Annotated in this window: 16 protein-coding genes; 12 read left to right on the top strand and 4 right to left on the bottom strand. The window is 64.3% G+C overall.

The window, feature by feature from the left end:
* Window positions 1–26: 26 nt before the first annotated feature.
* A complete protein-coding gene (locus tag ACLFLU_RS18395; protein WP_426413568.1) occupies window positions 27–860 on the bottom strand; it encodes a cytochrome c oxidase subunit II in 834 nt (277 codons plus the stop codon).
* A gap of 538 nt (window positions 861–1,398) precedes the next feature.
* On the opposite strand from ACLFLU_RS18395, the gene ACLFLU_RS18400 reads away from it, so the two are divergent.
* The gene (locus tag ACLFLU_RS18400; protein WP_426413569.1) at window positions 1,399–2,307 is read left to right on the top strand and encodes a DUF2189 domain-containing protein; all 909 of its coding nucleotides are present in this window, start codon (window positions 1,399–1,401) and stop codon (window positions 2,305–2,307) included.
* Window positions 2,308–2,366: 59 nt separating this feature from the next.
* Here ACLFLU_RS18400 and ACLFLU_RS18405 read toward each other — a convergent pair whose 3' ends face one another.
* Both ACLFLU_RS18405 and ACLFLU_RS18410 read right to left on the bottom strand, forming a co-directional pair.
* The gene (locus ACLFLU_RS18405) at window positions 2,367–3,557 is read right to left on the bottom strand and encodes a DUF2865 domain-containing protein (RefSeq protein WP_426413570.1); all 1,191 of its coding nucleotides are present in this window, start codon (window positions 3,555–3,557) and stop codon (window positions 2,367–2,369) included.
* Window positions 3,558–3,699: 142 nt separating this feature from the next.
* Entirely contained in the window at window positions 3,700–4,005 is a 306-nt protein-coding gene (locus tag ACLFLU_RS18410; RefSeq protein ID WP_426413571.1) for a hypothetical protein, read from the bottom strand.
* Between the two features lie 288 nt (window positions 4,006–4,293).
* Between ACLFLU_RS18410 and cysS the strand changes: the two genes are divergently transcribed.
* The 4 genes from cysS (at window position 4,294) to ACLFLU_RS18430 (ending at window position 8,270) form a co-directional block, all read left to right on the top strand.
* A complete protein-coding gene (gene cysS / locus ACLFLU_RS18415; protein ID WP_426413572.1) occupies window positions 4,294–5,691 on the top strand; it encodes a cysteine--tRNA ligase in 1,398 nt (465 codons plus the stop codon).
* Complete coding sequence (locus ACLFLU_RS18420) at window positions 5,691–6,182, top strand: GNAT family N-acetyltransferase (protein ID WP_426413573.1); 492 nt, start codon at window positions 5,691–5,693, stop codon at window positions 6,180–6,182. Before cysS ends, ACLFLU_RS18420 begins: the two co-directional genes overlap by 1 nt.
* The gene (cimA, locus tag ACLFLU_RS18425) at window positions 6,179–7,777 is read left to right on the top strand and encodes a citramalate synthase (protein WP_426413574.1); all 1,599 of its coding nucleotides are present in this window, start codon (window positions 6,179–6,181) and stop codon (window positions 7,775–7,777) included. Before ACLFLU_RS18420 ends, cimA begins: the two co-directional genes overlap by 4 nt.
* 115 nt (window positions 7,778–7,892) lie before the next feature.
* Window positions 7,893–8,270: a VOC family protein gene (locus ACLFLU_RS18430; RefSeq protein ID WP_426413575.1), complete on the top strand. Its 378-nt coding sequence runs from the start codon at window positions 7,893–7,895 to the stop codon at window positions 8,268–8,270.
* Here the strand turns inward: ACLFLU_RS18430 and ACLFLU_RS18435 are convergent, their stop codons facing one another.
* Window positions 8,271–8,876 (bottom strand): TIGR00730 family Rossman fold protein, encoded by a 606-nt coding sequence (locus tag ACLFLU_RS18435; RefSeq protein ID WP_426413576.1) that lies wholly within the window; start codon window positions 8,874–8,876, stop codon window positions 8,271–8,273.
* A 200-nt stretch (window positions 8,877–9,076) separates the two neighbouring features.
* Between ACLFLU_RS18435 and ACLFLU_RS18440 the strand changes: the two genes are divergently transcribed.
* The 7 genes from ACLFLU_RS18440 (at window position 9,077) to ACLFLU_RS18470 (ending at window position 16,301) form a co-directional block, all read left to right on the top strand.
* A complete protein-coding gene (locus ACLFLU_RS18440; protein ID WP_426413577.1) occupies window positions 9,077–11,032 on the top strand; it encodes an ABCB family ABC transporter ATP-binding protein/permease in 1,956 nt (651 codons plus the stop codon).
* Window positions 11,033–11,116: 84 nt separating this feature from the next.
* The gene (locus ACLFLU_RS18445) at window positions 11,117–11,815 is read left to right on the top strand and encodes a phosphatidylserine decarboxylase (RefSeq protein WP_426413578.1); all 699 of its coding nucleotides are present in this window, start codon (window positions 11,117–11,119) and stop codon (window positions 11,813–11,815) included.
* Between the two features lie 87 nt (window positions 11,816–11,902).
* Window positions 11,903–12,784: a CDP-alcohol phosphatidyltransferase family protein gene (locus ACLFLU_RS18450; protein WP_426413579.1), complete on the top strand. Its 882-nt coding sequence runs from the start codon at window positions 11,903–11,905 to the stop codon at window positions 12,782–12,784.
* A gap of 120 nt (window positions 12,785–12,904) precedes the next feature.
* Entirely contained in the window at window positions 12,905–13,624 is a 720-nt protein-coding gene (locus ACLFLU_RS18455) for an RraA family protein (protein ID WP_426413580.1), read from the top strand.
* A gap of 15 nt (window positions 13,625–13,639) precedes the next feature.
* Entirely contained in the window at window positions 13,640–14,464 is an 825-nt protein-coding gene (locus ACLFLU_RS18460) for an SDR family NAD(P)-dependent oxidoreductase (protein ID WP_426413581.1), read from the top strand.
* Between the two features lie 212 nt (window positions 14,465–14,676).
* A complete protein-coding gene (locus ACLFLU_RS18465; protein ID WP_426413582.1) occupies window positions 14,677–15,450 on the top strand; it encodes a motility protein A in 774 nt (257 codons plus the stop codon).
* 23 nt (window positions 15,451–15,473) lie between these two features.
* The gene (locus tag ACLFLU_RS18470) at window positions 15,474–16,301 is read left to right on the top strand and encodes a flagellar motor protein MotB (protein ID WP_426413583.1); all 828 of its coding nucleotides are present in this window, start codon (window positions 15,474–15,476) and stop codon (window positions 16,299–16,301) included.
* The last annotated feature ends 141 nt before the right edge of the window (window positions 16,302–16,442 follow it).

Consider the following 16,442-nt stretch of genomic DNA (forward strand, 5'->3'; position numbering starts at 1 on the left):
CGACCTAACTTCGCGGCGGCACCTAGCTACTTGCCGCCGGATTGATACGTCGCCTTCATGATGGCGTTTCGGGACGACAATTCCGCAAACGTTTTCTGTTGCTCCAGCCAGGCATGATATTCGCGCTCTTCGTCGACGACGACCTTGGCCCGCATCTGATAATGAGCGGCGCCACAAAGCTCCGCACAGAGAACATCGAACGTTCCGGTTCGGATGGGCTTGATCCAGAAATAGGTCACCGCGCCTGGAACCATGTCCATCTTGGCCCGGAATTCGGGCACGAAGAAATCGTGCAGGACGTCAACCGAGCGGAGGAGAACCTTGACCGGCTTTCCCACTTGAAGGTGCAGGTCTCCGTTCTCGATCACGACATCGTCCTGCCCAACTGGATCGTCGCGATTGAGGCCCATCGGATTCTCAGGACTGATGTTGCGGACATCGGTTGTGCCCAACCGTCCATCCTTGCCCGGAAGGCGGAAGCTCCATTGCCATTGCTGGCCCATCACCTCGACTTCGGTCGCGTCCGCAGGCACCGTCACGAACTGGTGCCAGACCACGAGGCCAGGCGCGAGCATGGCCGCGACGCCGACGCCGGTCCCGACGCTCAGCCACCATTCGAGCTTTTTGTTTTCCGGATTGTAGTCAGCCCGTCTTCCCTCTTTGTGGTGAAAGCGGAAAACGCAATAGGCCATGAAGGCGATGACCGCGACGAAAACGAAGCCCGTGATCCAGAACGTGATGTTTATGGTGTTGTCGATATAGGCCCAGTTCGTGGCGATCGGCGTCCACCACCACGGGCTGTAGAGGTGAAACAGCACCGAGCCAATCGCGACCAGAAGCAGTATCAGTGCGACAGCCATCCTGATCCATCCTTGCCATCAAAGGCTACGGATACGAATCCAGGGCGGAGCTCACGTCTGTCGCGATGGCTGGCTTTTCTTGGTCGGCGTCTACGCCATCGCCGGCCTGTTCCTCGCCCATTCCACGGGTCGCGAAATCAAGAGAACGGTCGCGACCAACGATCTTATCGGAGCTAAGGGCGTCTGCTTCTAAAATGATACCAGCCGAACCCGGCGTCAATAGAGCATGTCGGCGTGCGGAGTGGCGCTCGCGTTGCTGTCGCCGGCAAGTCGGCAATGCGTCGGTTGTGCATGGCGGCGGGACGCAACGCGCAAATCTGTGCAGATGCACAATTCACCCAACCGTGAGTGCAGCCGCGCCCCGCGCGCGCTAAGCTTGCGAAGCAGGTCGCGACGGGTTCCGTCCGGCCAGGCTCGTTTCGCTGAACCTGGGTTGCCGTACTCGGCCCATCGCGTTTCTCGCTCATGAGGCGGACACGCGCGTGGCTTGAAAGCGCGCGGTATGACCGCCGCGGCTTCAGCACGGGAGGGTGCGTTCATGGCCACTCTGTACTCCCACGATACCATCAGGCGGCACGTATTCGGCGAAGCGGCCTCTTATCCCACTCGTAAGATCGGTTGGTCCGACCTAACCGCGGCGCTACGCCTGGGGTGGGAGGATTTCCAGGCGATGCCAAGTCACGCGATCGTCCTGTGCGTGATTTATCCCGTCCTTGGCCTCGTCCTGTTCAGGATGGTCCTCGGCTATTCGGTGCTGCCGCTGTTGTTTCCGCTGGCCGCCGGGTTTGCCTTGATCGGCCCCTTTGCTGCAATCGGCCTCTACGAACTCAGCCGTCGCCGTGAGCGCGGCGAGGAGGTCGGTGCATGGGACGCGATCAAGGTGCTGCGGGCACCGTCGTTCGGCGCCATGCTCGAGCTCGGCGTGCTCCTGCTGGTCCTGTTCGGGGCCTGGATAGGCGTCGCGAACGCGATCTACATCATCATCTTTGGTCACGCGCCGGCTGCAAGCATTCCCGACTTCGTAACGCGTGTGCTGACGACACCGGAAGGCTGGACGCTCATCGCTGTCGGTTGTGGTGTCGGCTTCCTGTTTGCGGTCGTGGCCCTGTGCGTCAGCGTTGTGTCGTTTCCGTTGATGCTCGACCGGCATGCGACTGCGATCGATGCGATCCGCACCTCGCTCCGAGCGGTGGCGGCGAATCCGGTTGCGATGGCCGGGTGGGGCCTCATCGTGGCGGGGCTGCTGGTGATCGGCTCGCTACCACTCTTCGTCGGTCTCGCTGTCGTTCTGCCGGTACTTGGTCACGCCACCTGGCATCTCTACCGGCGGGTGGTCGAGCCGAACCCGAATCCACCGGACGAGCCACCGCCGCCCCCAAAGGGAAAGCGGTACGCGGCGGACTTTCCGGCCAATCTCTTCCCGTGGAGCCGCGAGGGCGGGCAGTAACAGCGAAACGGCCGCGCGAGGCGGCCGCTCGTTCGCGGGGCTTGATAGAGCGTAACGGTCTACTTCTGCTGCTGCGGCAGGAAGGTCGGCCCGACCGAACGGATCGGCTTGTTCTCCGAGGTGGTGGTCGTGCTCGCGTCCGCTGGCGATGCCGCTGCCGGTGCGGTCGCGGTCGTGGGCGCCGGAGCTGCGCCCTTCTTGGCCGTCGCTGCAGGCGCCCCCTTTCCGAGCCGCTGCTGCTGCATCTTCTTGGCGCTCTCCTCGGTGACGATAATGTCGCCCTGCTGCTCGACGGCCGCCTTGTCGTCGGCCGATTTCAGCGCGTCGGCCCAGGTCTGGCCCGCCGCTTTGCACGAACAGGACGGGTTGAACTCGCTGCGGAATTTGAAGGCGGTCGGCAGCGCCGTGTAGGGCTGGCCGCTGATCGAGACCGCCGAGCTCATGTCCTCGCCGGGATTGCGGTGGGCGTAGAGCACGGCTTCGGCTGCCGGGCACAGCGCCTTGCAGGTCTTCTCGTCGTCGGGGAAGCGCGCCGGAACGGTCGCGAACGAAATCGGGAAATAGGCGCCGTCGCAGGTGCGCACGCACACGGTCCGATAAGTGCCGGATTGCGGGCCGCCGAGATCGGAGGGCGGTGCGACCTGCGGCGGATTGTTGGCGTTGTTGCCGCCGAACAGATTGCTCAGGAAGTTGCCGCCCTGCGACTGCGCGGCATTGGCGTATTGCGGGCCGCAATTGTTCTGCGCAAGCGCAATCAGCACCGAGCGGCGCTGGCTGTCGCGCTCGGGGCTGCCGCCGCCGGGACCGCCGCCGCGCAAGCGTTCGAGATTGCCGGTGATCTGGTCAAGATTGGCGCGCATCTGCTGGATCTGGGTGTTGACCGGACCGCATTGCGCCGACTGGCCGTTGAACAGCGAGAAGAAGCCGGAGGAATCGCAGCCCATGCGCTTGGCCTGCATGGTGACGCGATCGAGTTCGGCCTGCTGGCGGGTCTGGGACTCCTGGTAGCGGCGGATCTGGTCGTCGCGCGCGGGGTCGCCGCTCGCCCCACCGTTGAGCGCGGCGAGCTGTCCTTCCAGCCGTGCACACATCGGATTCGGTCCGAGGCCGCCTTGGGCCGGCGGCGGCGCTCCAGGCGGGCCGGCCTGTGCAAAGGCGTCCGTGGCGAGCACGAGCGCGCTCAGAAGCACGGCGCAGGCAAGGAGGGAGCGAGGACGGGACAGAGACAAAAATTCAGGCATATCCGCCATTCTAGCGAGGTCACGGCCCCAGGTGACTTCCAATGTGAGTTGGGGGGCCGAAGCGCGCCCTCCAATAGCCGCTTCCTGCGGCATCGTCACGTCGTTTCAGGGGTCGAAGAGGGGTCCTAAGGTCCGCCAGTTCCGAGCGAATTCAGCGCTGGCAGGTGATTGCAACATATTCGTCGCAATGGCCATGGGAGCAGTTTGCGCCGGATTTGGGGACAGAGCCGGTAATTTCGTCGGGATCGACCCGGCGGTAGGCCGATGCCTGCGCAAAGTCCCGTGACTGGCAGTAGGTGCGGGCGACCTGCGCACTGCATTTCTCGCCCTTGGCCAGGCACTGATCGACTCCGTAGCCATCCGCCTGGTTGGCGATGATGAAGACGCGGGTCTCGGCGAAAGCGCCGGACGCTGCGACAATGGAGGCACAGGAGACGAGCGCGAACAGGGATCGCATGGATGCACCGGGGCTGGGGGACCGCCGGGTTCCAAATTAAGGTCAAAAGGTTAAGGATGACGAACCATCAAGGCGGGGCGGCCGCGCATTGCGGAGATAAAACGGCATTTTCGCGGCTCTCTTGACGAAAGGCGCCTTCGTGGCCCATATGTCGCCGCATGAACGGTCTCCTCGCCATCTGCATTATTTGCCGCGAGATTACGAGCTAGCGATTCGCTGGCTGGAGCCGTCTTTTCTCAACCACATTGAGAGCACTGGACGCCCGGCCAACAGCCGACGGGTGTCCATATGGAATTGCGTCTTTACGATACGCTGAGCCGGGAAAAGCGCGCCTTCGTGCCGCTCGATGCGAAGAACGTCCGCATGTATGTCTGCGGACCGACCGTCTATGACTTCGCCCATATCGGCAATGCGCGGCCGGTGATCGTGTTCGACGTGCTGTTTCGGCTGCTCCGCCATCTCTATGGCGAGGCGCACGTGAAGTATGTCCGCAACATCACCGACGTCGACGACAAGATCAACGACCGTGCCGCGCGGGATTTTCCCGGCCTGCCGCTGAACGAGGCGATCCGCAAGGTCACCGAGCAGACCGGACAGCAGTTTCACGCTGACGTCGATGCGCTCGGCGCGCTGCGGCCGAGCGTGGAGCCGCGCGCAACCGAGCATATCGGCGAGATGCGCGAGATCATCGAACGGCTCATTGCCGGCGGCTTTGCCTATGCCGCCGAGGACCACGTGCTGTTCTCGCCACAGGCGATGAACGCGGCCAACTCCACGCTGCCGCGCTATGGCGCGCTGTCGAAGCGGTCGCTCGACGAAATGATCGCCGGTGCACGCGTCGACGTCGCGCCCTACAAAAAGGATTCGACTGATTTCGTGCTGTGGAAGCCGTCTAAGCCGGGCGAGCCGTCCTGGCCGTCGCCGGCCGGCATCGCCGCTCAGGGACGCCCGGGCTGGCATATCGAGTGCTCGGCCATGGCCTGGAAGCATCTCGGCGAGCAGTTCGACATCCATGGCGGCGGGATCGATCTCGTGTTTCCGCATCACGAGAACGAGGTCGCCCAGACCTGCTGCGCCTTCCACCAGCAGCGCATGGCGAACTACTGGATGCACAACGGCTTCCTGCAGGTCGAGAGCGAGAAGATGTCGAAGAGCCTCGGCAACTTCATCACCATCCACGAGCTGCTCGCGGACTGGCCGGGTGAGGTGCTGCGCCTCAACATGCTGAAGACGCACTACACCTCGCCGATCGACTGGACCATGAAGTCGCTGGACGAGAGCGCCAAGACACTCAACGACTGGTACCGCTTTGCGGCTGACGTCGCGCCGTCAGAGCCGGCGGCGTCCGTGCTCGAGGCCCTGCTTGACGACCTGAACACGCCGCTGGCGATCGCGGCGCTGCATGGCCTGCGCAATTCGTCCGATGCGGCCGGGCTGTCGGCCTCGCTGCGTCTGCTGGGCTTCCTGTCCGAGAGCGTGGCGCAATGGGAAGGCCGGAAGCAGCGTGCGAGCGGCGTCGACGCCGGCGAGATCGACCGCCTGATCGCGGAGCGCACGGCTGCGCGGGCGCGAAAAGACTTCAAGGAATCCGATCGCATCCGCGACGAGCTCGCCGCCAAGGGCGTCGTGATCAAGGATGGCAAGGATTCCGACGGAAAGCCGCTGACGACATGGGAGCTCGCGTGATGGCACAAGCGCATCCCAAGCCCGGCTTGCGGCCGTTTTTGCCGGCCGACGTTCCTATGCTGGCCGCGATCTTCGTCGCCAGCATCCAGGAGCTGACCGGTGACGACTACAGCGAGGCGCAGCGGGAAGCCTGGATGGAGGCGGCCGAGACCGAGGAGTTCGGCAAGCGGCTCGCCTCCGACCTGACGCTGATCGCCACGCTGGATGGCTCGCCCGTCGGCTTCGCCTCGCTGCGCGGCACCGATCACATCCGCATGCTCTATGTGCATCCGGCAGTTGGCCGGCAGGGCATCGCGACCATGCTGGTTGACGCGCTGGAAAAGCTCGCGGGCGGCCGTGGCGCTGCAGCGCTCACGGTCGATGCCAGCGACACCGCCCAAAATTTCTTCGCGAAGCGCGGCTACGTCCCCATGCAGCGCAACAGCGTCACCATCAATGACGAATGGCTCGCCAACACCACCATGAAGAAGACGCTCGGAGTACCGCAATGAGCAAGGAGCGCCTTTATCTTTTCGACACCACGCTGCGCGACGGTGCGCAGACCAATGGCGTCGATTTCACGCTGACCGACAAGCAGATCATCGCGGCGATGCTCGATGAGCTCGGCATCGACTATGTCGAGGGTGGCTATCCCGGTGCCAATCCGCTCGACACCGAATTTTTCGGCAACAAGCCGAAGCTGAACCATGCGCGCTTCACCGCCTTCGGCATGACGCGGCGAGCAGGGCGCTCGGTCTCCAACGATCCCGGCGTCGCCGGGCTTCTGGAAGCGAGGGCCGACGCGATCTGCTTCGTTGCGAAGTCGTCAGCCTATCAGGTGCGCGTCGCGCTGGAGACGACGAAAGAAGAAAACCTCGCCTCGATCCGTGACAGCGTCGCAGCGGCAAAAGCGGCTGGCCGGGAAGTGATGCTCGACTGCGAGCATTTTTTCGACGGCTATAAGGAAGATGCGAGCTTTGCGCTCGCCTGCGCCAAGGCTGCCTATGAAGCCGGCGCACGCTGGGTGGTGTTGTGCGACACCAATGGCGGCACCATGCCGAACGAGATTGAGGCTGTTGTCACCGAGGTGACCAAGCACATCCCCGGCGACCACATCGGCATCCACGCCCATAACGACACCGAGCAGGCGGTGGCGAATTCGCTCGCCGCGGTGCGCGCCGGCGCGCGGCAGATCCAGGGCACGCTGAACGGTCTCGGCGAGCGCTGCGGCAACGCCAACCTCTGCTCGCTGATCCCGACGCTGAAATTGAAGAAGGAGTTTTCGGACGCCTTCGATATCAGCGTCACGCCGGAGAAACTGGCGACCCTCGTCAAGGTCTCGCGTACCCTCGACGACATGCTCAATCGCGTGCCGAACCGCCATGCCGCCTATGTCGGCGAGAGCGCCTTCGTTACCAAGACCGGCATTCACGCCTCCGCCGTGATGAAGGATCCGCAGACCTACGAACATGTGTTGCCAGAGACCGTCGGCAATCACCGCAAGGTGCTGGTGTCCGACCAGGCCGGCCGCTCCAACGTCATGGCCGAGCTCGACCGCGCGGGCATTGCTTACGAGAAAAGCGATCCGAAGCTGACCCGGCTGGTCGACGAATTGAAGGAGCGCGAGGCCGCCGGTTACGCCTACGAATCCGCCAACGCCTCGTTCGATCTGCTGGCGCGCCGCACGCTCGGCAAGGTCCCGCATTATTTCGAGGTCGAGCAGTTCGACGTCAACGTCGAGCAGCGCTACAACGCCCTTGGTGAGCGTGTCACCGTTGCTTTGGCCGTGGTGAAGGTCGACGTCGCCGGCGAGCATCTGATTTCAGCAGCCGAGGGCAACGGCCCCGTCAACGCGCTCGACGTCGCCCTGCGCAAGGACCTCGGCAAGTATCAGAAGTACATCGAGGGTCTGACGTTGATCGACTACCGCGTGCGTATCCTCAATGGCGGTACCGGCGCGGTCACGCGCGTCCTGATCGAGAGCGAGGACGAGAACGGCGATCGCTGGACCACGGTCGGCGTGTCCCCGAACATCATCGACGCCTCGTTCCAGGCGCTGATGGATTCGGTGATCTACAAGCTCGTGAAGTCGGGCGCGCCTGCGTAGGTGTTGCCACAAACACCGTCATTGCGAGCGCAGCGAAGCAATCCAGAGTGTTTCCGCGGCGGCAGTCTGGATTGCTTCGCTACGCTTGCAACGACGAGGGGAGGGAGCGCGACCAATGATCGACCATATCTCCGTCGGAGTCAGCGATCTCGAACGCTCCACAGAGTTCTACGAGGCCACGCTCGCCGCCCTCGGCCTCACCCGCCTGGTCACGCGACCGCGCACGATCGGATTCGGCAAGGCCTATCCCGAATTCTGGATCAATCTGCGCGAGGCCATGCCGCATGTAGCGCCGGAGAGCGGCGTGCACATCTGCCTGCGGGCGAAGACAACGGCCGAGGTCGATGCGTTTCATGCGGCAGCCCTTGCGACCGGCGGCACATCCGATGGCGCGCCGGGCATTCGCCCGCACGACCGCGTGCGCTACTACGCAGCCTTCGTCGTCGATCCCGATGGTAACCGGATCGAGGCGGTGACGTTTCCGCAGGCGTGATTACAGCTTGCGCGCCACGTCCGGGGCGAGCTGCTTTTCCGCCTCGGCGATCTGGGCCACCGCCGACTTCAACTTCGGCAAGATGTCCTCGACGCGATCGGCCTTGAGGATATCGACCGAAAGGCCGGGGCGGATGAACTCGGTCTGGCGCATGTGCGACAGCAGCGAGAACAGCGGCTCCCAGAAATTGTCGATGTTGGCGAGCAGCACCGGCTTGGCGTGACGGCCGAGCTGCTTCCAGGTCAATTGCTCAACCAGCTCCTCCAGCGTGCCGAGACCGCCCGGCAGCGCCACGAAGGCGTCGGAGTGCTCGAACATCAGCCGCTTGCGCTCGTGCATGTCGGGGGTGACGATCATTTCCTGCACGCGGGTCAGCGCGTTCTCGCGCTTCCGGAGGAATTCGGGAATGATGCCGGTGACGATGCCGCCGTGATCGAGCACGGAGGTCGCGACCGAGCCCATCAGGCCAAGCGAGCCGCCGCCATAGACCAGACGGATGTTGTTCTCGGCGAGCGCCTTGCCGAACGCCTTGGCGCCTTCGGTGAAGTGGGGATTGGTTCCGGGACCGGAGCCGCAATAGACACAGACGGTTTTGATCGTGCTCATTGGCGCCATGATGCATTGCAGCGAACGGGCGTCAAGCCCAATCGGTGATTCGGGTCACCCGGAAATCTACCGGTAAATGACGACAAACAATCGAAGATTCGCCATCTGGCGGGGTGCGCTGGCCCCCGGAAGCTTCTATATGACGAGCGAAAACAGTTAATCGCAACGCGCCCGCATCCGGCGGGCCTCCAGGTTTTTTGATGAGCCCACCTCATTCGCCAGACGTCCCCGACGTGCCAGCGCCTGCCGACGGACCGCTGGAGCGGGCAACCCTGATGGGCACGCTGGCGCATCTGTGGCCATATATCTGGCCGGGCGACCGCGTCGACCTGAAGATGCGGGTGGTCTGGTCGATGGTGCTGCTGCTCGCCGCCAAGCTGATCACGCTGACGGTGCCGTTCAGCTTCAAATGGGCAACCGACGCGCTCACGGGCGCCAACACCGCACCCGTGCAGCCCGGCAACTGGCACCTCTGGGTGGTCGCATCGCCGCTGATCCTGACGGCGAGCTACGGCGTCACGCGCATCGTGATGGCGGTGCTGACGCAATGGCGCGACGGCATCTTTGCACGTGTCGCCATGCATGCGGTACGCAAGCTCGCGAACATCACTTTCATCCATATGCACGAGCTCTCGCTGCGTTTTCACCTCGAGCGCAAGACCGGCGGCCTGACGCGCGTGCTCGAGCGCGGCCGCGCGGGCATCGAGGTCATCGTGCGCATGGTGATCCTCCAGCTGATCCCGACCATCGTCGAGGTCTCGCTGCTGATGGCGGTCCTGCTCTGGCAGTTCGACTGGCGCTACGTGCTCGCGACGCTGACCACGGTGGCGGTCTACATGTACTACACCTACGTCGCGACCGAGTGGCGGATCGGCATCCGTCGCAAGATGAACGATTCCGACACAGAGGCGAACACCAAGGCGATCGACTCGCTGCTCAACTACGAGACCGTCAAGTATTTCAGCGCCGAGGCGCGCGAGGCGCAACGCTACGACCGCTCGGTCGCACGCTACGAGGAGTCGAGCGTCCAAGCTTATACGTCGCTCGCCGTGCTCAACACGGGACAGGCCGTGATCTTCACGCTGGGCCTGACCGCCACCATGCTGATGTGCGCGATCGGCGTGCGCAACGGTACCAATACGGTCGGCGATTTCGTGCTGGTCAACGCCATGATGATCCAGCTCTACCAGCCCTTGAATTTCATGGGCATGGTCTATCGCGAGATCAAGCAGGCAATCATCGACATCGAGAAGATGTTCGGCGTGATCGGCCGCGAGGCCGAGATCAAGGACGCGCCGGGCGCGAAGCCGCTGGTCGTCTCCGCCGGGACCGTGCGCTTCGAGGACGTGCGCTTTGCCTATGACCCGGCGCGGCCGATCCTGAAAGGCATCAGCTTCGAGGTGCCGGCCGGCAAGACGGTGGCGATTGTTGGCCCATCCGGCGCCGGCAAATCGACGATCTCGCGCCTGCTGTTCCGCCTCTACGACATCTCCGGTGGCAAGATCCTGATCGATGGCCAGGACATCCGCGAAGTCACGCAGGCGAGCTTGCGCGCCTCGATCGGCATGGTGCCGCAGGACACCGTGCTGTTCAACGACACCATCCGCTACAACATCCGCTATGGCCGCTGGGACGCCGATGATGCCGAGGTGGAGGAGGCGGCGCGGCTCGCGCAGATCGACAATTTCATCCGCATGGCGCCGATGGGGTACGAGACCCCGGTCGGCGAACGTGGCTTGAAACTGTCCGGCGGCGAGAAGCAACGCGTCGCGATCGCGCGCACCGTCTTGAAGGCGCCGCCGATCCTGGTGCTGGACGAGGCGACCTCGGCGCTCGACACCCACACTGAGCACGAGATCCAGGGCGCGCTCGACCGTGTGGCGAAGAATCGCACCTCGCTCGTGATCGCGCACCGGCTCTCGACCATTGTCGGTGCCGACGAGATTATCGTGCTGGACCAGGGCCGCATCGCTGAGCGCGGCACCCATGCCAGCCTGCTCGCACAGGGCGGTCTCTACGCCAGCATGTGGAACAGGCAGCGCGAGGCCGAGGCCGCGCGCGAGAAACTGGCCCGGATGGCCGACAGTAGCGAGGCGCCCAACCGGGAGCCGCCCCCGGTCGAGGATGCCCTCACGGCGCAGGCGGCCGCGGAGTGAGCTTGTCTCCGGTCCCAACTCTGGCCTAAACAACCCCACCGCGCGAGACGACCCGCGCCATCAACCCCTGAGCGGCAGATAGCGATGTCCATTCTCGATTCGATCCAGCGTCAGATCCCGCCGATCCACAAGGAGGGCTATCCCTTCATCGGCGGCTTTGCACTGGCAAGCCTCGTTCTGTTCTGGCTGTGGTCGCCGCTGGGGTGGATCGGCACCATCATCACCGTGTGGTGCGCGCTATTCTTCCGCGATCCCGTGCGCGTGACGCCGGTGCGCGACGGGCTCGTGGTGTCGCCTGCCGACGGCCGCGTCTCGATGATCACCATGGCGCTGCCGCCGGCAGAGCTCGGGCTCGGCGACCGGCCGCTGCCGCGCATCTCGGTGTTCATGAGCGTGTTCAACTGCCATGTGAACCGGAGCCCGATTGCAGGCAGGGTCGATCGCATCGCCTATCGGCCCGGCCTGTTCATCAATGCCGAGCTCGACAAGGCGAGCGAGGACAATGAGCGCAATTCGCTTGTCATCTCGACCCCGCAGGGCCGGATCGGCGTGATCCAGATCGCAGGCCTCGTCGCAAAGCGCATCGTGTGCTTTGTCAAGGAAGGGCAGGCGCTCGGGGCCGGTGAGCGGTTCGGCCTGATCCGCTTCGGCTCGCGGCTCGATGTCTACCTGCCTGTTGGCACCAAGGCGCTGGTCTCGGAAGGGCAGACGGCGATCGCCGGCGAGACCATCCTGGCCGATCTCACCGGAGACGACCCGGCCCGCGCCTACCGCGCCAATTAACCATTGGGCCGATGTCAGGGGCCTTCCGCCGCAATGGCGGAGGGGAACGCGGCTTGCTATATCTCGCCTTCAGGTGAGGACGAGCCAATGACGCCCTACGACTTCAGAGATCCCGACATACGCCGCCGGCGGTTCCGCCCGATCCCGGTGCGGATGCTGGTGCCCAACGTCATCACGCTGCTGGCGATCTGCGCCGGCCTGACCTCGATCCGGCTGTCGATCGAGGGGCGGATGTCGCTCGCCGTCTACGCCATCGTGTTCGCAGCCGCGCTCGACGGCATCGACGGCCGCGTCGCGCGCCTGATCAAGGGTCAGTCGAAGTTCGGCGCCGAGCTCGACAGCCTCGCCGACTTCGTCAATTTCGGCGTCGCCCCGGGCTTGATGCTGTACTTCTGGCAGCTGCACGAACTCGGCAATGCCGGCTGGATCGCGGCCATGGTGTTTGCGATCTCCATGTGCCTGCGGCTCGCGCGCTTCAACGCCACGCTGGACGATCCGAACAAGCCGGCCTTCGCCGCCAATTTCTTCACCGGCATGCCCGCGCCGGCTGGCGCGATCACCGTAATGCTGCCGATCTATGCGGCGTTCCTGGAGCTGGGGCGCTGGCCTGCGGCCCTGACGGCCGGCTACACGCTGCTGATCGCGTTCCTGATGGTGTCGCGCCTGCCGGTGTTCTCTGGCAAGAGCATGCGCATGCGGGTGCCTCCGGAGCTGGTGCTGCCGGCGTTCGTCGCGGTGATCTTCTTCATCGCGCTTCTGATCAGCTATCCGTGGCACGTGCTGTCGGCCGGCACGGTGCTTTATCTGCTCTGCCTGCCGCTCGGCTACAAATCCTACCGCGATCAGGCCCGCGCGATGGAAGCGGCAGTGCCTGCGGGCGGCGAGGTCTCGTCGCCGCCGTCAGCGCCGACAATGGCGAGCCTGTCTGAGCCGCCGCTCGATGACGATCGGCCCGGACGGCTGCACTGAGCGGTCGCACGCGGATATCTGCCATGAGAGCGCCTGAGTTGGGTTGAGGCCCGATCTCGGCTATATCGCCCTGTGCCGGCGGCACCGCGTCAATCAGCCGCCAATCTGGGAGATAACGCCGTGACCAATACCGCGACCGGGCCGCTGCCCGCTTCCGTGCTCGAAGCGCTGGGCCGCTACGACACGCCGACGATCTGCAATGCCATGGAAATCGTGGCGCCCGAGCGCCGCCTGATCGGCTACACCACCAAGCAGCTGGTCTGCCCGTTCCCGGATCTGCCGCCGATCGTCGGCTACGCCCGCACGGTCGCGATCCGCTCGGTGTTGAAATCGTCGCTGCCGGCCGAAGAACAGTCGAAGCGCCGCATCGAATATTACGAATATGTCGGCACCGGACACGGCCCGCGCATCTCGGTGATCCAGGACATCGACGGTCCCGACGTCGGCTACGGCGCGTTCTGGGGCGAGGTGCAGAGCAATGTGCACAAGGCGCTCGGTTGCCTCGGCGTCATCACCGACGGCTCGATCCGCGACATCCCGCAATGGGCCCCGGGCTTCCAGGCGCTCGCCGGCTCGATCGGCCCGTCGCATGCATGGGTGCATGCCGAGAGCTTTGGCGGCGAGGTGCGCGTCGCCGGCATGACCGTGAAGTCGGACGATCTGATCCACGCCGACCAGCATGGCGCCATCGTGATCCCGCTCGACATCGCTGCGAAGCTCCCCGAGGCCGCCGAGCTCTGCGGCCGCCGCGAGACGCCGATCCTCGAGATCGCACGCAGCCCGGACTTCTCGCTGGAGAAGCTCAAGGCCGCGCTGAAGCGCTCGGCGGAGATCCATTGAGCCTGGAGTAACGTCATGGACATGGCCGGCAAGACGGCGCTGATCACGGGTTCAACCGATGGTGTCGGACGCTACGTTGCAACCCGCCTTGCCGCCGAAGGGGCGCATGTCCTGATCCATGGCCGCGATGCAGCGCGAGCAAAAGCGCTGATCGACGAGATCGTGAAGGCCGGCCACACGTCGCCGACCTTCTATCAGGCCGACCTGTCGTCGATGGCTGGCACCCGCGAACTCGCCGCGGCCGTGATCCGCGATCACAGGCGTCTCGATGTCTTCGTGAGCAATGCCGGCATCGGTTCACAGAATGACGGGCCGCAACGGCAGCAGAGCCGCGACGGTCACGAGCTGCGCTTTGCCGTGAACTATCTCTCCGGCTTCCTGCTCGTGCATCTGCTGCTGCCGTTGCTGAAAGCCGCGGCGCCGTCGCGCATCGTCAATGTCGCCTCGCTCGGCCAGCATCCGATCGATTTCGACGACGTCATGATCACGAAGGGCTACAGCGGCTCGCGCGCCTATGCGCAGAGCAAACTGTCGCAGATCATGTTCACGATCGATCTTGCGGCCGAACTCAAGGACGCCGGCATCACCGCGAATTCGTTGCATCCGGCGACTTACATGAACACCACGATGGTGCGCGCCGGCGGCATCACGCCGATGTCGACGGTGGAGCAGGGTGGTGCTGCGATCCTGCATCTGGTCCAGGGCGATGACGTCGCGGGCAAAAGCGGCCTGTTTTTCAACGGAATGAACGAGGCGCGCGCCAATCCGCAGGCCTATGATGCCGATGCGCGCAAGCGCCTGCGCGCGCTCAGCCTGGAGCTGACGGGACTGTCGTCCTGACGTGCCTCATTCATAGTTAGCAAAGCGTTGAGATTGACGTCGCTGAACGGCAAAGCCGCCGTCCTTTCAGCGTACCGCGCCGCTCCGTCGCATCGGCTGAACTTAACCTTTACGCGGCTTTAAGGGCGGCGCTCTAGGGTTTCGATGCGGTTCGGGGTTGGACCGCGCCACCGGCTAGGACGGCCGTTGTTGCGTTCGCTTTGGAGACTCCCATGGATATCATGACGGGCGCCGGCCTCGTGGCGGGCTTGATCGTCATCGCGACGATGGTGTTTCTGGGCGGCGATATCGGCATGTTCATGAGCGACCATGCTGCGATCATCATCTTCGGCGGTTCGGCCGCAGCGACCATGATCCGCTTTCCGCTCTCCGTGCTGGCGCACGGCCTGCCGCTCGGCATGAAGTTCGCCTTCACAATGAGCCGGCTGTCGGCACACGACCTGGTCGACGAGCTCGCTCGCATCGCCGAGATCGCCCGCAAGCAGGGCCCTGTCGGCCTGGAAAAGGTCGAGACCGACGAGCCCTTTCTTGCCAAGGGCATCCGTTACGTCGCCGACGGCTACGACCTCGATTTTATCAGGGACAATCTGGAACGCGACCGCGACAATTTCCTCATGCATCTCAACGAAGGCAGCAAGATCTACCGAGCCGTCGGCGACTGCGCGCCTGCATTCGGCATGATCGGAACGCTGATCGGCATGGTGCAGATGTTTTCGAACATGTCGGATCCCTCGAAGCTCGGTCCGTTCATGGCGACCGCCCTGCTGGCAACTCTCTACGGTGCGTTGGTCGCGAACCTGCTCTGCCTGCCGATCGCCGACAAGCTGCATGGCAAGCTGATCGACGAGGAAACCAATCGCACGCTGATCATCGACGGCATCCTCATGATCCGCGACTCCAAGAGCCCGACTTTGGTGCGCGAAATGCTGCTGGCCTATCTGCCCGAGAAGCACCGCCACGCCGAAGGCGAGCCGGTTCCGGCCTGACGCCGGACGCCGGGATCTGACCGATGGCAAAGAAAAAACGCGAAGAGGCACACGGCGGCCACGGCTGGTTCGTGACATTCGCCGATCTGATGGCCTTGCTGCTCGCGTTTTTCGTGATGCTGGTCGCATTCTCCACCCAGGACGCCAACAAGCTGAAGATCGTCGCAGGCTCCATGCGCGAGGCCTTCGGCGTCCAGAGCGAAGCGCGCTACGCCGGCATCATCGAATCCGACGGCCTGCCGACCCGCGCGCGGCTGAAAAACGTCGACCACATCCAGCCTGAGGAGTCCTCCAACACGCCGACACCGGATCAGGAGGATCGCGACAAGACATCCGGCGCCAAGATCAAGGTCGACCGCAACTTCGCGCTCGCCGCGGCCTCGCTGCGACAGGCGTTGCAGGACATGCCGGAACTGACCGAGATGTCCAAGCACGTCATGTTCGAGGAGACCAAGCAGGGCCTCAATCTCGAGATCGTCGACCAGGACGGCCGCTCGATGTTCGCGGACGGCTCCAAGGTGCCTTACGACCGCACCCGCCGCCTGATCGAGAAGCTTGCGATCCCGCTGAAAGCGACCCCTCTCCGCGTCTCCATCGCCGGCCACACTGCGGCCGGCTTCGTGCCGACCCGCAGCGACTACGGCGCCTTCGACCTGTCGGCCGACCGCGCCAATGCCGTGCGCCAGATCCTCGAGCGCGAGGGCCTGCCGCCGTCGCACATCTTCGCCGTCTCCGGCAAGGCGGACACCCAGCCGCTGTTCCCGGACGATCCGTCGCTGGCCGCGAACCGCCGCGTGACCATCACCTTGATGCGTGAAGATCCACCGCTGCCGCCGAACTTGAAGCCCTAACCCTTGCGCTACCATTTTACCTGAGACAATTCGTCGCGAAGGCGACGAACGCGGCCACGCCGTCACAGCTTCTCGCTCGGCGCCTGCTATGGTGGCGGGCCGATTGACAGGCGCGCCGGAAGCGTCAAAAGGCGCCGGATC

The sequence above is a fragment of the Bradyrhizobium ganzhouense genome (assembly GCF_049949285.1).
GTDB lineage: Bacteria > Pseudomonadota > Alphaproteobacteria > Rhizobiales > Xanthobacteraceae > Bradyrhizobium > Bradyrhizobium ganzhouense.

What these genes read in the sequence shown, in the direction of transcription:
- ACLFLU_RS18395 (WP_426413568.1), bottom strand. Translation starts at nt 860, where the DNA reads ATGGCTGTCGCACTGATACTGCTTCTGGTCGCGATTGGCTCGGTGCTG.
- ACLFLU_RS18400 (WP_426413569.1), top strand. Translation starts at nt 1,399, where the DNA reads ATGGCCACTCTGTACTCCCACGATACCATCAGGCGGCACGTATTCGGC.
- ACLFLU_RS18405 (WP_426413570.1), bottom strand. Translation starts at nt 3,557, where the DNA reads ATGGCGGATATGCCTGAATTTTTGTCTCTGTCCCGTCCTCGCTCCCTC.
- ACLFLU_RS18410 (WP_426413571.1), bottom strand. Translation starts at nt 4,005, where the DNA reads ATGCGATCCCTGTTCGCGCTCGTCTCCTGTGCCTCCATTGTCGCAGCG.
- cysS (WP_426413572.1), top strand. Translation starts at nt 4,294, where the DNA reads ATGGAATTGCGTCTTTACGATACGCTGAGCCGGGAAAAGCGCGCCTTC.
- ACLFLU_RS18420 (WP_426413573.1), top strand. Translation starts at nt 5,691, where the DNA reads ATGGCACAAGCGCATCCCAAGCCCGGCTTGCGGCCGTTTTTGCCGGCC.
- cimA (WP_426413574.1), top strand. Translation starts at nt 6,179, where the DNA reads ATGAGCAAGGAGCGCCTTTATCTTTTCGACACCACGCTGCGCGACGGT.
- ACLFLU_RS18430 (WP_426413575.1), top strand. Translation starts at nt 7,893, where the DNA reads ATGATCGACCATATCTCCGTCGGAGTCAGCGATCTCGAACGCTCCACA.
- ACLFLU_RS18435 (WP_426413576.1), bottom strand. Translation starts at nt 8,876, where the DNA reads ATGAGCACGATCAAAACCGTCTGTGTCTATTGCGGCTCCGGTCCCGGA.
- ACLFLU_RS18440 (WP_426413577.1), top strand. Translation starts at nt 9,077, where the DNA reads ATGAGCCCACCTCATTCGCCAGACGTCCCCGACGTGCCAGCGCCTGCC.
- ACLFLU_RS18445 (WP_426413578.1), top strand. Translation starts at nt 11,117, where the DNA reads ATGTCCATTCTCGATTCGATCCAGCGTCAGATCCCGCCGATCCACAAG.
- ACLFLU_RS18450 (WP_426413579.1), top strand. Translation starts at nt 11,903, where the DNA reads ATGACGCCCTACGACTTCAGAGATCCCGACATACGCCGCCGGCGGTTC.
- ACLFLU_RS18460 (WP_426413581.1), top strand. Translation starts at nt 13,640, where the DNA reads ATGGACATGGCCGGCAAGACGGCGCTGATCACGGGTTCAACCGATGGT.
- ACLFLU_RS18465 (WP_426413582.1), top strand. Translation starts at nt 14,677, where the DNA reads ATGGATATCATGACGGGCGCCGGCCTCGTGGCGGGCTTGATCGTCATC.
- ACLFLU_RS18470 (WP_426413583.1), top strand. Translation starts at nt 15,474, where the DNA reads ATGGCAAAGAAAAAACGCGAAGAGGCACACGGCGGCCACGGCTGGTTC.